Origin of the sequence: Pleurocapsa minor HA4230-MV1 (assembly GCA_019359095.1) — a bacterium.
Classification (GTDB): domain Bacteria; phylum Cyanobacteriota; class Cyanobacteriia; order Cyanobacteriales; family Xenococcaceae; genus Waterburya; species Waterburya minor.
Genome location: JAHHHZ010000026.1, coordinates 26,343 through 41,463, shown reverse-complemented (window position 1 = coordinate 41,463; position 15,121 = coordinate 26,343). Strand labels below are relative to the sequence as shown.

Genomic DNA, 15,121 nt, shown 5'->3' with positions numbered 1-15,121 from the left:
TAGCAAAATATATTTTATTATTGATTAATTTCTAAAATTATCATTAGTTTAATCTTTAATAATATTTTAATTTGATGAACAGTGAAAATACTGATATACTATCAACTGCTTTGACGAATTATAATATAAATAATACGAGCAAAGCATCAGATCTTGATACATTAAGTCTACCAATCTTAAATAGTATTCAATCTAGACTCAGTTTTTTAGAGAAACTATTAACAGGTAAATTGCCTGTATTAGAAATTCCTGCCGCCAAGACCAGAGCAAAAATAAAAGAGTTTACTGCCGCCAGCAAATCTTTACTTTTACCTCAAGTACTGTGTGAATCTTTGAATGATCTTAGTATTAAAGAGAAAGTGTCTTTGGATTCCATCTTACTGACAACTCTTCAAATACTTCTCTATCGCTACACAAATCAAACTGAAATAATTGTTGGGACACCTGTTGTAGATCGAACTAACTTTACAATCCAGAATAAATTTGACATCTTTCAAAATATTACTTTACTACCTCTACAACTAGACTCTAAAAATAGTTTTAATGAATTAGTTCAAACTCTACAAATTACTTTGAATGCTCAAACAGAGCAAAGTTTGCTAATCAATTCAGAAATAGCTGAAATACTACTACGGAATTCTAAAAATACAGCTTTATTTCAGGTGCTGTTTGAACTACAAAATATTTCTCAAGCGCCTCTAGAAGAACCTAACTGGAAAGATTTTAATCTCGATTTAATTTTAAAAATTATTGAGCAGCCTGAAGGGCTATCTTGCGTATTTACCTACAATAGTAATCTACTTGAAACTGCTCAAATCGCGAGAATGATGAATCATTTTCAAGTTTTACTCGCAAGTATTGTGGCCGATCCCGATCGCCAAATTGCCACTTTAGATCTTTTAACTCCAGAGGAAAAAGCGCAAATCGCTACGTGGAATAATACTCAGAGCGATTATCCAGACGATCGGTGTATTCATCAATTATTTGAACAGCAGGTAGCTAAAACCCCAGATGCGATCGCTTTAATTTTTGAAGAACAACAGTTAACCTATCAGGAATTAAACCAAAGAGCCAATTCACTAGCTCATTACTTGCGAGAAATGGGCGTAAAAGCCGAAGTTTTGGTGGGAATTTGCGTAGAGCGATCGCTGGACATGGTAGTAGGTATTTTAGCAATCCTCAAAGCTGGTGGTGCTTATGTTCCTCTAGATCCCAGTTATCCGATCGATCGGATCGGCTATATGTTAGAAGATGCGCACGTTGCCGTATTGCTGACTCAACAAAGTTTAAATTTACAAGAGTTATTAGAAAAATTTCCCCAACAACAAACTCAAGTGATTAATTTTGAGCAGATCCCCTCAGCGATCGCTCTAGAAAATCATAATTTAACTGATACCGTAGAGCCTAGTAACTTAGCCTATGTAATTTATACATCAGGTTCGACAGGCAAACCCAAAGGAGTGCAAATCGAGCATCGTACTGCGGTTAACCTGTTAACCTCTATTGCCCGAGAACCAGGCATGGATGCTAGTGATACCCTTTTATCCGTTACGACTATTTCTTTTGATATCGCCGTTTTGGAAATCTTTTTGCCCTTAATTGTGGGCGCAAAATTAGTGATTGTTTCTCGGCAAACTGCGATGGATGGTTATCAACTATTACAAGCTTTAGAAAGGTTTCAAGCTACTTTGATGCAGTGTACGCCAATTACCTGGAAACTACTCTTGGGAGCAGGTTGGCAGGGTAGTAAAAACTTAAAAATGCTTTCGGGTGGAGAAGCTTTAGCCAAAGAACTAGCCAAACAACTAGTCAACAAAGGCGCTTCTTTATGGAATTTATATGGGCCAACTGAAACTACTATTTGGTCTTCAGTCCATCAAGTAAAAGCCGAGCAGGAGTCAATTTCGATTGGTCGTCCTTTAGCTAACGTTAAATACTACATCTTGGATGCGCACTTGATGCCCTTACCAGTAGGAATTCCTGGCGAGTTATATATTGGAGGGGATTGCCTAGCGAGAGGTTATTTCAATCGACCTGAATTGACCGCCGAAAGATTTATTCCCGATCCCTTTAGCGATCGCCCCCAGGCTAGGATGTACAAAACTGGAGATCTGGCTTGCTATTTTGCCGACGGAACGGTGAACTGTCTTGGTCGTCTCGATCGCCAAGTGAAAATTCGCGGTTATCGGATTGAGATTGAAGAAATTGAATCAGCTATCCTACAATATTCTGGGGTGGCAGCAGCAGCCGTAATTGTACAAGAAAACGCCACGGGTTATCAGCGGTTAGTCGGTTACATAGTTAATCAGCCCGACACTATAGTCGATCATGAAGCATTGCGTCGCTGGCTTCAGCAACAGCTTCCTACCCATATGGTGCCTTCTAGCTTTATGACGCTCAATGCCCTGCCTTTAACTCTTAACGGCAAAATTGACCCCAAAGCCCTGCCCCGAATTGATTTTGTCAATCAAACCGCCACTGAAAATTATGTCGCTCCCAGTAGCGAATTAGAGATCAAACTGACATCAATTTGGTCACAAGTTTTAGAAATTAAACCAGTCGGAATTAAAGATGATTTCCGAGCATTAGGCGGTAATTCTCTTTTGGCGATGACTTTAGTTAAAGAGATTGAGCAAACTTTGCAGCAAAAAATGCCCCTCAATGCTCTGTCAAACTTAACGACGGTTGAACAAATGGCTCGCTGTTTTGCTGAGGGACAGCCCACAATTCAAGACTTACCCACTCCAGATGGTATTAGTTCTGATGATTACCAGGCATTGTTAACCATTATGGCGGGTCGAAAAGGCGATCGCCCTCGACCTCATTCACTGATGGTAGCCATGCAAAACCAAGGTAGTAAAGCTCCTTTCTTTCTCTGCGCTAATGCTTGCGAAGAAGCAACAGGGCTAGCAAATTATCTAAGTGAAGAACAACCATTTTATTTAATGGAATCAGGTTATTTCACTTTAAAATGTACAGGTCGTCAAATTAAAGCTTTGGCAACTCACCATCTAGAAGATATTTTAGCTGTCCAACCTCAAGCTCCTTATCTAATTGCTGGTTATTCCACTGGGGGATTAATTGCCTGGGAAATTGCTCAACAGCTTAGAGCTATGGGTAAAGAGGTAGCTCTATTAGCTATTTTAGATACTGATGGCCCTCACCCATTTTATCAATTTTACCTACATTACAACTGTACTTTGCGTACCAACTGGGATAAGCTTGCCGAGCTGCAAATTAAAGATAAGTTGAGCTATTTAAGCAACAGAATCAAAAATAGAGACCAATTAAAGAGTGAGCAACACCTGGTTGACCCTTATATTATTCAACCTTACCCAGATCGAGTATCCCTATTTTTAGCTACCAAAGCCGATCGCGGTAACTTTTTTAGTAATAAAATTAAATTAGGATTATGTCCCCGTGTTGGTTGGCATCAAGAAGTAGCACCTCAATTAAGGATTGAGCATGTGCCAGGAGATCACTTTAGTATGCTTGAAGAGCCGAATGTAGAAGTATTGGCGGCAAAACTCAAACAGTACCTATAATAGAATTAAATTAAATTGAATTTTAGTTTAAAAACATACCAACAAGTTTGGCAGCAGATTAATCAAAGTCCAATAATTACTCATCAAATAGATCAAAAACAGCCAATTTCTTTGTTTATTTTTGATTGTATTTCCTCGACTAATAGTAAACTTTGGGAATTAATTGATAGTAGGATTAAATGTCCTCTAGGGGCGATCGCTCTGCAACAAACCGCAGGGAAAGGACAATGGGGACATAGTTGGATATCAGCAAGGGGCGGGCTATATCTCTCTGTTGGTCTAGATTTAGATCTCAAGAGCGATCGCTATCCTCATTTGGTCATGGCGACGGCTTGGGGAATAGCGACGGTTTTAAGACATTATCAATTACCCGTAACTATTAAGTGGTCGAATGATTTGATTTTGAGTCAGCGTAAGTTAGGGGGAATTAAAATTGAAACTCGTAATCATAAAAATAAACTAGTTAATGCTGTGGTGGGAGTTGGCATTAATTGGCATAATCCTGTTCCTGAAACTGGAATTAATTTAGCGTCTTATCAGCAAGAACAGGGGATTAAAAGTATTAATTCTCTAGAAGAATTAGCGGCGATCGCATCCTGGGGAATTTTATTAGGATATGAATATTATTTGGCAGTTGGGATTGAGAAGCTATTAGATCAATATTTGGAAATCCTGAGTAGTTTAGGACAACAGGTTAACTTTAATGGCTGTCTTGGCGAGGTTGTGGGGGTTACTACAGGGGGAGATTTGAAGGTAAAATTGCGATCGCCTGGAGCATCTACCATGATTACCTTATCTCCTGGACAAATTAGTTTGGGCTATATAGCCGTACAGAGTTAGATTAGAACCTTAATAGTAATCGGTTCGTAGGTAGTAGGTAGTGGGTAGATTGTTAGAGGATGTCTGAGAACTCAATTCTGTTATACTTAGACCCTATCAGATCCCCCCTAGCCCCCCGAATTTCGGCTACCGTGTACACACAAGTCAAAGTAAACTATCACAGAGGAGCTTAAAAAACATTTTAGGATAGATGGACAACCCAATACTGGTTCACGCAGAAAAATTCAAAGGCAAGACATTTGGAGACCCAAGATTGCTCAAAAGGGGGTAGCATTATATGAAGCATTACAGGAACATCAATCAGTCAAAATCCGCCAAATAAGTCGAAATAGAGCCGAACAAGTAGGATATTATCGCTTTTTGGAGCATGAAAACGTGACAGTATCAGAACAAAGACAAAGTATTGCCCAGCATTGCCAACAAAACTTAGAAGAACGTCACGTATTAGCAATAAGTGACAGCAGCGAAATTAATTTGCAGTCTCATGTAGGAAGACTGAAATCAGAAAACTTGGGAGTAGTAGGAAATAACATAGATGTCGGATTTTACATTCATCCAACATTAATTGTGGATAGTGAAAATGGATTTCCTTTAGGATTAAGCACTATACAGTTGTGGAGCAGAGATTTTAACCATCAAGACAAATACGAACGAAACTATCAAAAATTGCCTATAGAACAAAAAGAATCTTATAAGTGGTTAGCATCGGCACAAGTTCGTCAAAGATGCTTAAACGAAGGTGGTGCAAAAATGGTTACTCACTATTGCGCTCGCGAAAGTGATTTATACGAGGAATGGGCAAGTGTTCCCGATAGGTACAATCATTTATTAGTCAGAGTTCGTCAAGATCGTCGATTATTTGACCAGGAACAATCTCTTTATCGTTATTTGAGACAACAGCCTTGTCAAGGAACTTATACCATTAATGTTCCAGCCGACAAACGTATTGAGCGTGTAAGAAGACAAGCCTTGCTCAAAGTTCGTTTTGGTTGAGTGAAGATTAAGCGACCTGAAGCCTTAAAAGCTTTTGATTATCCTCCATCAGTTACTCTTTACGGTGTCGAAGTCGAAGAAGTTTGCCCACCTGCGAGTCAAAAGCCAATTCATTGGCGATTGTTAACCACTCATGATGTGATGTCAATCGAACAAGCACTACAAGTCATCGAATGGTACAAGTGGCGATGGCGTATCGAGGAACTGTTTGCAGCTCTCAAAAAAGCAGGATTAAATATTGAAGCTACTCAGTTAGAATCCCCTTTAGCCATTCAAAAACTAACTGTGCTGGCTCTATCGATTGCGGTGCGAACACTTCAAATGGTTGAAGGAAGAGATAATTGCGCTTTACCCGCTTGTGTTACTTTTAACTCCGAGCAACAACAATGCTTATCTCAAATTTCACCTTCTTATCAAGGAAAGACCTTAAAACAACAAAACCCATATCCTTCTAATTCTTTACCTTGGGCGACTTGGCTAATTGCTCGTTTAGGTGGATGGTCTGGTTATCGCTCCCAGAGACCACCTGGAATGCCTACTCTAGTTCATGGATTGAGGCGATTTGAATCTATTTTCTTAGGCTGGAAACTCTCTCAGAATCAACTTGTGTGTACACGGTAGCCGAAATTCGAGGGGCTAGGGGGGATCTGCTAGGGTCTAAGCATAACAGAATTGAGTTCTCAGACATCCTCTTAGCGTTGTCTTTCTTGTTTGGTTAACAAGCTACGGGCAATTCGATACCAGACTTCTCGATATTGCTGATGGTCGCGGCTTTTAGTTAGTTGTTTACCTGCCAGCTCAGGATACTGTTCATTAAAAATAAGGTCAACCTGTTTATAAAAAGCACTGGTATCTAACTCCTGAGATGCAATTTTTTGCTGTATTTGACGCTGTAAATCTAGTTCTTTTTGGCTAGTGGATGCGGATACGGATACTTGTGGAACATCAGCATTATCAGCATCAGCAGTATCATCCTTAAAATCAAGGGCGACTGTTTGACTCATTTGATAGTTGATTAGAGCAAAGCTAATTAGCCCAGGAATAATAATGATTGCCGAGGTAAAGATGCCCCATTGCCAAGGTTTAACCCTGTTAAAATTATGGTTAATCAACAGACGAGTTATTCTTTGAGGTATGCGCCTAATGCTGTAAGTAGCTTGGAACAGGGCGCTATTTGAGTAAGAGCGATTAGTGCCAGAAAAACGATCGCCAGGAGCCAGGATTAGGGTACGACAACGAGAAATAAAGTTACTAAAGTTACTCACAACCGATTTGTCTTCGAGAGAGAGAACTTGTCGAACTTGGTCAACAGATTGAAAGCGATCGCATGGTCTGTCTGCTAACATTTTCTTCAGGACTCTTTTGAGGTGAGGACTAGCTTCGATCTGATTCCAGTTCCATTTTCCTTGATAACTGTCGTATAGCTGATCTGGTTGTTTGCCTGTCAACAAAACTACTGAGGTGGCGGCTAGCGAATATAGATCGCTACAGGGCATAGTTAAACCACGGCGAATTTGCTCATCGGGAGCATAGCCTTTTTTGCCGATTAGCGTGATCGAATGTCCCGCAGATCTCGAAACAGCATTAGCAGCAAGTTTAACGCAGCCAAAATCAATCAATACTGATTTACGATCGCGATCGCGCAAAATTAAATTGTCAGGGGAAATATCGCGATGAATTAACTCAGAACTATGAATGTAGTCCAGTACGGGCAAAATATCCCAAATCATTTCGGTGACTTCTGTTTCGCTTAATTTGCCTCGACGCCGAAGCAATTGCCAGTAAGTTTCCCCTTTGATGTATTCTTGAACCAGAAACAGCGATCGCCGACCATCAATTCGAGTTCGCAAAAGTGCCTCAAACCTCGGAATCTGCTGATGATTTAGCTTATACAGTATGCCTGCTTCCCGTTCAAACAAATCTTCTGCCTGGCGCGATTCATGATTACTCTCTACTTGGGGGGCAAATTCTTTCAGCACACATAATTCTCGATAGCGCTGAGTATCTTCCGCTAAATAGGCTCGACCAAAACCACCCCGACCAATCTGCTTCACAATTCGGTAGCGATTGTTGAGAATAACTCCATCTCGTAGGGCAGAAGTAGCAGATCTAGCCATCAGTAACTTCTATATCTTCATAAAACAAACGCCATTCTAACAGTGATTATCCAACAGTCAAGTCAACAGTCAAGAATGAATAGTACACAGGTTATAAACCCAGGATAGTTCGAGCGATCCAGAAGTAGATCAAAACTCCTAGAACATCGACAGCAGTAGTAATGAAGGGAGCAGACATGAGGGCTGGATCTAAACCAAAATTACGAAACAAAAAAGGTAATGCCGAGCCAGCTACCGAAGCCAATAGAGCGATCGCAATCAGACTAATTCCGACAGACACAGCTACTGCCAAATTTCCCTGGAGTAAATAAGCCCAAACAGTTGCCATCCCGCCCAAGATTAAACCCAGCAACATACCTGCTGTCGCTTCACGGAAAATAACTTTGCCTGCACCCATGTTTTGAATTTCATCAGTATTCAAACCTCGTATGACCACTGTAGAAGACTGTGCGCCAACATTTCCCCCCGTTCCAGTTAAGAGGGGAATAAACGCTGCGAGGATGACTACCTGTTGTAAAAGATCTTCTTGCGATCGAATAATTGCTCCTGTTACTGTATTGGTGAGCAATAAAACCAATAGCCAGACAACACGACGACGAGCAACAGTCCATAAATTGGTTTGAAAGTAGTTATCCCCATCAGACTGTAACCCACCAAGAGCATAAATATCTTCTGTGGCTTCGCGCTCAATAATATCGATCACATCATCTACTGTTACTACCCCGACTAAACGGTCTTCACTATCTACTACAGGCAATGCTACAAGATCGTAACGTTGGATCGTGCGGGCAACTTCTTCTTGATCGGTATCAGTATGAACCAAGACCACATCACGGGTCATTATTTCTGCCAGACTAGTATCTGGTGCCGCGATGACCAAATCTCTCAACGAGACAATCCCTGTTAACTGACGAGAAGTACTCGTGACATAGAGATAGTAAACAATTTCCGAGGCATTGGCTAAACTTCTAATATGTTCTAATGTTTGGCTTACGGTTAGAGTCTCTTTTAGGGAGATATATTCAGGGGTCATAATCCGCCCTGCTGTATCTTCGCCATAACCCAAGAGAATAGCTGTAGCCTGTCGTTCTTTAGGGCTTAATTGAGCTAATAGACGACGCACCACTTTAGCTGGTAGCTCATCAAACATGCGTGCGCGATCGTCAGGAGACATTTTATCCACAACGTCTAATACTTCTTGCCGTTTAAATTCTTGAATTAAAGCCTGTTGAACATCGGTATTAAGATATTCATAAACTTCGATCGCCTCTCCTTTGGAAAGCAGGCGAAAAGCAATTAGTTGAATAGCTTCTGGTAAACCTTCAATTGCCTCGGCAATATCTACTGGCTGTACGGGAATTAAAAGAGATTTTGCTCCCTGTAGATTGCCACTTTCTAACAGTAATTCTAGCTGCGAGCGAACTAATTGCCGTAATTCATTATATTTAGTTCCATTGGGTGTCATACATCACGTCCATCAATCAGATTTTATTATTACTTATTTCATCTTCGCTATCAGCCTATAAAACACTCTTTATTCAACTATTAGCTATTAGATCTTATTCATTTGTTATTTTTTAAGATTATTTCCTTTTTTTAATGAATCCTTTTAATTTGGCTGTGTTAATCTACTAGAAAATAGAGATTTCAATTCGGTAGACACGTTTGTTTCAATTTGTCATAAGCTCTGGAGTATCTATAGATTGACGATAAATCGGCAAGCTTTCTTTCCCAATATTGATCTCAAAAAAATTTCGCAAATCAGGAGACAATCAATGTCAATCTATGTCGGCAACCTTAACTATGAGGTTACTAAAGAAGATCTTACGACTGTTTTTGAAGAATATGGTACTGTATCCAGGGTTTCTCTTCCCTCAGACCGTGAAACTGGTCGCCCTAGAGGATTTGGTTTTGTTGAGATGAGCAGTGAAGATGAGGAAACTAAAGCAATTGAAAATCTAGACGGTGCAGAATGGATGGGGAGAGAGCTAAGAGTAAACAAAGCCCGACCTCGCGACAATAATCGTGGTGGCGGTGGTAATCGTAGTTTTGAAGGTTCGTCGTCGCGCAATTACTAGACACAGTAAATGTCTCAAGCAATATTGTAGGATTTAGCATTCGATCATAAATCAACAAATGTTTGCGCCGATGCGCTCGCCAACTTTGGTAAGCGCCTTTTTTTATGTTTTTCCAGATCTTGGTTTAGGGTAGCCAAGGATATTGCTGAAAATCGGGTTGGCGTTTTTCCAGAAATGCTTGTTTGCCCTCTGTTCCTTCTTCGGTCATATAGTACAGCATGGTCGCATTCCCTGCTAACTCCTGAATACCTGCTTGCCCATCACAGTCGGCATTAAATGCTGCTTTAAGACATCTAATTGCCATCGGGCTTTTGGTTAATATTTCTTGAGCCCAGGTGATTCCTTCTGCTTCAAGCTGTTCAACAGGTACAACACAATTAACTAGACCCATTTTTTCGGCTTCTACTGCGCTATATTGACGACATAAAAACCAAATTTCTCGGGCTTTTTTCTGTCCCACAATTCGAGCTAAATAACTAGAACCAAATCCACCATCAAAACTACCTACCTTGGGCCCAGTTTGCCCAAAAATAGCATTGTCCGCTGCGATCGTCAAATCGCATAACACATGCAGCACATGACCTCCACCAATCGCATAGCCTGCCACTAAAGCGATCGTCACTTTAGGTATTGAGCGAATTAAACGCTGTAGATCTAAAACGTTGAGTCGAGGTGTACCCTCATCGTCGATATATCCCGCCTTACCTCTAATACTTTGATCTCCTCCTGCACAAAAAGCATATTTACCGTCTGTATGAGGGCCTGCGCCAGTTAAAAAAATTACGCCAATGGTAGGATCCTCGCGCGCATCAACAAATGCGTCATACATTTCAAATACGGTTTTAGGGCGAAAAGCGTTGCGTTTATGGGGACGATTGATGGTGATCTTGGCAATTCCCTGCCATTTCTGGTAAATAATATCTGCGTAATTTTTAGTCGTTTGCCATTCAACTTGCATAGGTCATTGCTACATCTAGCCAAATAATCTCATTACTTAAAATTAAATCATTGAATCTTCCAATTAAACTAAATGTCGTCCCCAGATCGACGGCTTAAATAGAACAAATTATTTAACCAACTACTTTTAAAAGCGATCGCCTCTTACTATTCAGACTTACGGGCGATCACTGCATAGAACGGATCACCACCACCTAAACCAAGCATCTGGAGAAAACCAGGTAAGGGAGGTTGATGTACTACAACTTTAGGTTCAGTGAAACCATCAACCGACTGAAAATATTTTCTCACTAAATTTACCCGATCTGTATCTGTCCCATCTCGCCAAACAGCGATCGCTTTTTGATAAAACATGCGATTAGAAAAACTGATAATTACCACCCCGTTAGGCTTCAGCACTCGATATATTTCCGATAAAACCGCTTCAGGATATTGTAGATATTGAATGGAAACAGTAATTAAAACAGCATCAAAATCAGCATCATCTAAAGGTAATTTGGGATTTTGATTGAGATTTTGCACAAAGTAATGATCTAAACGGGGATTTTTGGCTAATTCCGCTTCGTTCATCCCATGTCCTTCTACGTGGGCAAACTGCATTTCATCTGGTAAATGAGATACCCAACTGCTCATTAAGTCTAAAATACGACTATCTGGCTGTAGTTCTTGCTGATAGAGATCCTTCAGACGAGCAATAAAGCCTTCGTCTACATGGGTTACTAGTCGAGGAGAATCATAAAAATCAAGATCGTTGGTATCATCTAATTTCGCTCTTTGCTCTGGACGCAGCATAAATAATAAAGTTCTATAAAGTTTTGTTAAACATTATAAATTCTAGCAAAATCTCCAGATGTCCAGAATCAGGCGATCGCCAATTAGCTAGACTTACGTGCGATCGCTGTGGGAATTATTCTCTATCTGTAGGTAATTAATAAATTTATCTCTACCAAATCTTGTTATATTAGTTGACTGTTCTTTATTGTTCGGATGTGGATAAGTACCAAGCAAAGTTTATCGATCTTTTTGCTGGGATTGGAGGTTTTCGATTGGCGTTTGAACAGGCAGGATATGAGTGTGTGTACTCTAGTGAAATAGATTCTGCTTGTCAAGAGGTCTACTTTAATAACTTTGGAGACAAACCACAGAATGATATTACTCAAATAAATATTGAAGAAATACCTGACTGTAACATTTTGACCGCAGGTTTTCCTTGCCAACCTTTTAGTATCTGTGGCAAAAGACAAGGTTTTGAAGATACACGAGGTACGTTATTTTTTCACATTTGCGAAATTATAGCCGTTAAGCAACCTAGTGTTGTGCTTTTAGAAAATGTAAAACATTTAGTTCATCATGACAAGGGAAGAACGTTAGATACGATTCTTTATTCTTTAGAATATTTGGGATATTTAGTAGATTATAAAATATTAAATTCTAAAGATTTTGGTCTTCCTCAAAATAGAGAAAGAATAATTATCTTTGCCACTAAAAATAAAAAATTTGATTTTAATAAAATTGAAACGAATAAATCAATCAAAAAACTCGAAGATTATCTTTGTAAAAATGGAAATTTTGAATATTTAAAAACTCAAGACTACACCTTGATAGATAATCCTAAACAGCAACCTTCAGGTTTAATTTTTGCTGGATATAGAAATGATAAAACAACCTGGAAGAAAGGAGTAAGACCAAATACACAGCATCTTTCAAGAGTACATCATCAACCAAATCGTATTTATTCGGTAGAAGGAGTTCATCCCACAATTCCATCTCAAGAAACTTCTGGAAGATTTTTTATTTATATATCCAAGGAAAATAAAGTACGTAAATTAACAGTTAAAGAATGTTATAGAATTATGGGATTTCCCGATACATTTAAAATACATAATTCAATAGCAGAGTGTTATAAGCAAATTGGTAACTCTGTACCTGTCCCAATGATTTATCAATTAGCAATTCAAATCAAAAAGCAAAATTTATTAGCACCAAAACATAAATTACAAAAGAATAATATTAATTTTTATCAGCCAAAACCAAGACAACTTGATATTTCAGGGATTGTTATTATGAATCATAAGCAAAAACTATTAGATATATATAATAAATCTTCAGATATTAAAAATACATTATCAAATCAATTATTTATATACATTCAGACTATTGCTCAAAATTGTACTAAGCAAAAAGGAGTTTATACCGTATTAATAACTTTATTAATACATAAAATTATTGAACCTACTCAAGACATTCGATATCATCAATCAAATCTGCCTGGAGGATTTTCTGGTAGAACAATAGATACTCAATACATTACACCTACCCTCAAAGAACTAGGTTTGCCTGCTATGGCAGAAAGCGGTTGGTTGACTCGCTCTTTAGAACAGCCTTATCCTTATAATTTAGATTACAATGGCAAAATAAGTAACAAAATTGTAAAAGAAGCATTTTTAAATATCATTGATTTTGTAGAAAAAAATCCTAATCAAGCAGAGTTAATTGCTCAGTTATTAATTTTTCAAGTAATACAAGCTACACAAGCCAATCAAATTTCTATTATTAAGCTAATTAATCCTGAAAAACTAAATATAGCAACAGTAATAAACTGTTTGGAAGCTCACTTCAACCATAAATATAAAACTTTTGGTGCTTCTAAACTACCTGTAATAGCTTTTTATGCTATCTATTTAAGATTAGTTGAAGAAGTTGAAAGATATAAAGGTTGTAGTTTAAGAGATTTAGGTAGTCATACCGCATCAGATAGTACTTCTAAAACAGCAGGAGACATTGAAATTTTTGATAAAAAAAAGAGTGTTATTGAAGCTATAGAAATTAAATATGGCAAACCAATTAACTTACAAATGATTTTAAATGCAAAAGATAAAATATTAAAATATCATCCCAGAAGATACTATATATTTTCAACTACCCATATAGACAAAGCAGATGAAATAAAGATTCAAGATGAAATTGAACTTATTGCCAGAAATCATGGTTGTCAAGTTATTGTTAACGGTATTATCCCGACACTTAAATATTATCTACGCTTAATTACATCAGTAGAAAAATTTGTTGAGGATTATTCAAAACTTGTAGAACAAGATCAAGAATTACAAGCTATTCACAAAATTCAGTGGAATAATATCTTGAAAACTCTTGAATAATGTAAATGAACCGAACCAAAAATAACTGATAATTATAATTTTTGCTGTTTAACCTCGAACCTATTTAGTCTCACCTTTTTGGTCAATTAAAGTAATACCTTGAGCTTGTAATTCATCCCGAAGGCGATCGCTTTGGGCATAATTTTTATTGTTTCTAGCTTCATTACGCTGCTGGACTAAAGATCCTTAGGGTACACCCATTCTGGTGCGATCGCTTAGAACGCGACGCGAAGGACGCGAAGCTAATCCTTTAGGACTAGTCCTTTAGGGTAATCGCTTCAAGCTTTGGTCAAAATAAACAAACTACCATCACCACCTCGACCAATTCTCATTGTTTCATCAATATAAGTGAGATCTAAGCTGGGAGTTCTACCAATTGGGTTTTTTGCTTCTACGACTCTAATCGGATCGAGTAAATTTGTCTTAATCCCTAAAATTTGATTGATTCCTAAAAAACGTTGTTTAAAATCGATCTTAATCTTTTGGTTGGGAAGTTGAAGATCTTCTTGCTTTTCAACTTCAAAAGTAGCTGTTACTCTGACATAACCCGATAATAAACCCGAACTATGTTGCACCCATGCTTTATTTTCAAAACTAGCGTTATTAAGATCGATAATTTGATAAATTTTGCCTACCAAAAATCCTAAAGGTAAACGTTTTAAAGAACGAATTTCCCTGGCAGTTGAATATTGTAATAACCAAGCACCATTGAGTAGGTTACTAGCATACAACAGAGGACGTGGGAAAGGGTTTAACTTCTCCAAAGCCTGGGTTAATGTTTCGATTAACTGAACTTTCTGGGGTTGAATTTCTAAATCTGTAATGGGTGAATCGACAAGAGTTTTTTGGTTGTTCTTAAGTTGTTCGATCTCTTCGAGTAAATTTTGTTTAATCGCTAATCGATTCCGAACTTCTAGCATTTTTTTGAATACCTAAATTTTGTCCCTTTTTAAACATACTATTAATTAACAACAGTAATTACTCTGTAAAGATGTCTATTAATAAGTAAGTAAGAGCCAAACTGATGAAAAAGCTGATTAGCGATTAGGCTTCCCTAAAGGACTAGTCCTAAAGGATTCCCTAAAGGGCGACACGGAGTTAGTACCCTTGCGGTATACACCTTCGGATAAGCTTCGCGTCCTTCGCGTCGCGCCTACCCTTCGGGATCGCCAAAACTAATTAGTTGTATCTTTTACTGCGTCTCCTGCATCTTCTATCGCGTCTCCTGCATCATTAACACCTTCTTTGACAGCATTACCCGCATCTTCTCCAGCATTTTCTATCGCTTCACCTGCATCTTCAGTATTGTTTGATTCTTGGCAAGCTCCAAACAGGAGAGATAAACCTAAGATTAAAGGTAAAGTTAATTTTTTCAAGTTCATAATCGTTTAATAATTTTAGTTTAGTATAATTGTTCCCAGAATTATAAATTG

The 15,121-nt window shown here is 38.4% G+C and carries 10 protein-coding genes and 1 pseudogene; 5 read left to right on the top strand and 6 right to left on the bottom strand.

The annotated features are described in order from the left end of the window. The first annotated feature begins 74 nt into the window (after positions 1-74). From KME09_18090 to KME09_18080, 3 genes and pseudogenes are all read left to right on the top strand, one after another. Positions 75-3,545: an amino acid adenylation domain-containing protein gene (locus KME09_18090; GenBank protein MBW4535851.1), complete on the top strand. Its 3,471-nt coding sequence runs from the start codon at positions 75-77 to the stop codon at positions 3,543-3,545. 15 nt (positions 3,546-3,560) lie between these two features. After that, the gene (locus KME09_18085; GenBank protein MBW4535850.1) at positions 3,561-4,385 is read left to right on the top strand and encodes a biotin--[acetyl-CoA-carboxylase] ligase; all 825 of its coding nucleotides are present in this window, start codon (positions 3,561-3,563) and stop codon (positions 4,383-4,385) included. 252 nt (positions 4,386-4,637) lie between these two features. Beyond that, positions 4,638-5,999: pseudogene (locus KME09_18080) on the top strand (IS4 family transposase). Positions 6,000-6,070: 71 nt separating this feature from the next. On the opposite strand, the gene KME09_18075 reads toward KME09_18080, so the two are convergent. Further along, positions 6,071-7,495 carry a serine/threonine protein kinase gene (locus KME09_18075; GenBank protein ID MBW4535849.1) on the bottom strand — a complete coding sequence of 475 codons (1,425 nt, stop codon included), beginning with the start codon at positions 7,493-7,495 and terminating at the stop codon, positions 6,071-6,073. Positions 7,496-7,586: 91 nt separating this feature from the next. After that, entirely contained in the window at positions 7,587-8,960 is a 1,374-nt protein-coding gene (mgtE, locus tag KME09_18070; GenBank protein MBW4535848.1) for a magnesium transporter, read from the bottom strand. A 310-nt stretch (positions 8,961-9,270) separates the two neighbouring features. Between mgtE and KME09_18065 the strand changes: the two genes are divergently transcribed. Beyond that, positions 9,271-9,573: an RNA-binding protein gene (locus KME09_18065; GenBank protein ID MBW4535847.1), complete on the top strand. Its 303-nt coding sequence runs from the start codon at positions 9,271-9,273 to the stop codon at positions 9,571-9,573. Positions 9,574-9,697: 124 nt separating this feature from the next. On the opposite strand, the gene menB is transcribed toward KME09_18065, so the two are convergent. Together menB and KME09_18055 are read right to left on the bottom strand one after the other, a co-directional pair. Beyond that, the gene (menB, locus tag KME09_18060) at positions 9,698-10,531 is read right to left on the bottom strand and encodes a 1,4-dihydroxy-2-naphthoyl-CoA synthase (protein ID MBW4535846.1); all 834 of its coding nucleotides are present in this window, start codon (positions 10,529-10,531) and stop codon (positions 9,698-9,700) included. A gap of 146 nt (positions 10,532-10,677) precedes the next feature. Beyond that, the gene (locus tag KME09_18055; protein ID MBW4535845.1) at positions 10,678-11,322 is read right to left on the bottom strand and encodes a class I SAM-dependent methyltransferase; all 645 of its coding nucleotides are present in this window, start codon (positions 11,320-11,322) and stop codon (positions 10,678-10,680) included. Between the two features lie 197 nt (positions 11,323-11,519). Between KME09_18055 and KME09_18050 the strand changes: the two genes are divergently transcribed. Continuing rightward, the gene (locus tag KME09_18050) at positions 11,520-13,688 is read left to right on the top strand and encodes a DNA cytosine methyltransferase (GenBank protein ID MBW4535844.1); all 2,169 of its coding nucleotides are present in this window, start codon (positions 11,520-11,522) and stop codon (positions 13,686-13,688) included. A gap of 278 nt (positions 13,689-13,966) precedes the next feature. Here the strand turns inward: KME09_18050 and KME09_18045 are convergent, their stop codons facing one another. Together KME09_18045 and KME09_18040 are read right to left on the bottom strand one after the other, a co-directional pair. Beyond that, complete coding sequence (locus KME09_18045) at positions 13,967-14,608, bottom strand: PAP/fibrillin family protein (GenBank protein ID MBW4535843.1); 642 nt, start codon at positions 14,606-14,608, stop codon at positions 13,967-13,969. A gap of 255 nt (positions 14,609-14,863) precedes the next feature. Then, positions 14,864-15,070 (bottom strand): hypothetical protein, encoded by a 207-nt coding sequence (locus KME09_18040; GenBank protein MBW4535842.1) that lies wholly within the window; start codon positions 15,068-15,070, stop codon positions 14,864-14,866. Positions 15,071-15,121 lie beyond the last annotated feature (51 nt).

Bases quoted from the DNA above. Each gene is read 5' to 3' on its own strand.
- KME09_18090 (MBW4535851.1), top strand. From the start codon at position 75: ATGAACAGTGAAAATACTGATATACTATCAACTGCTTTGACGAATTAT.
- KME09_18075 (MBW4535849.1), bottom strand. From the start codon at position 7,495: ATGGCTAGATCTGCTACTTCTGCCCTACGAGATGGAGTTATTCTCAAC.
- mgtE (MBW4535848.1), bottom strand. From the start codon at position 8,960: ATGACACCCAATGGAACTAAATATAATGAATTACGGCAATTAGTTCGC.
- KME09_18065 (MBW4535847.1), top strand. From the start codon at position 9,271: ATGTCAATCTATGTCGGCAACCTTAACTATGAGGTTACTAAAGAAGAT.
- menB (MBW4535846.1), bottom strand. From the start codon at position 10,531: ATGCAAGTTGAATGGCAAACGACTAAAAATTACGCAGATATTATTTAC.
- KME09_18055 (MBW4535845.1), bottom strand. From the start codon at position 11,322: ATGCTGCGTCCAGAGCAAAGAGCGAAATTAGATGATACCAACGATCTT.
- KME09_18045 (MBW4535843.1), bottom strand. From the start codon at position 14,608: ATGCTAGAAGTTCGGAATCGATTAGCGATTAAACAAAATTTACTCGAA.
- KME09_18040 (MBW4535842.1), bottom strand. From the start codon at position 15,070: ATGAACTTGAAAAAATTAACTTTACCTTTAATCTTAGGTTTATCTCTC.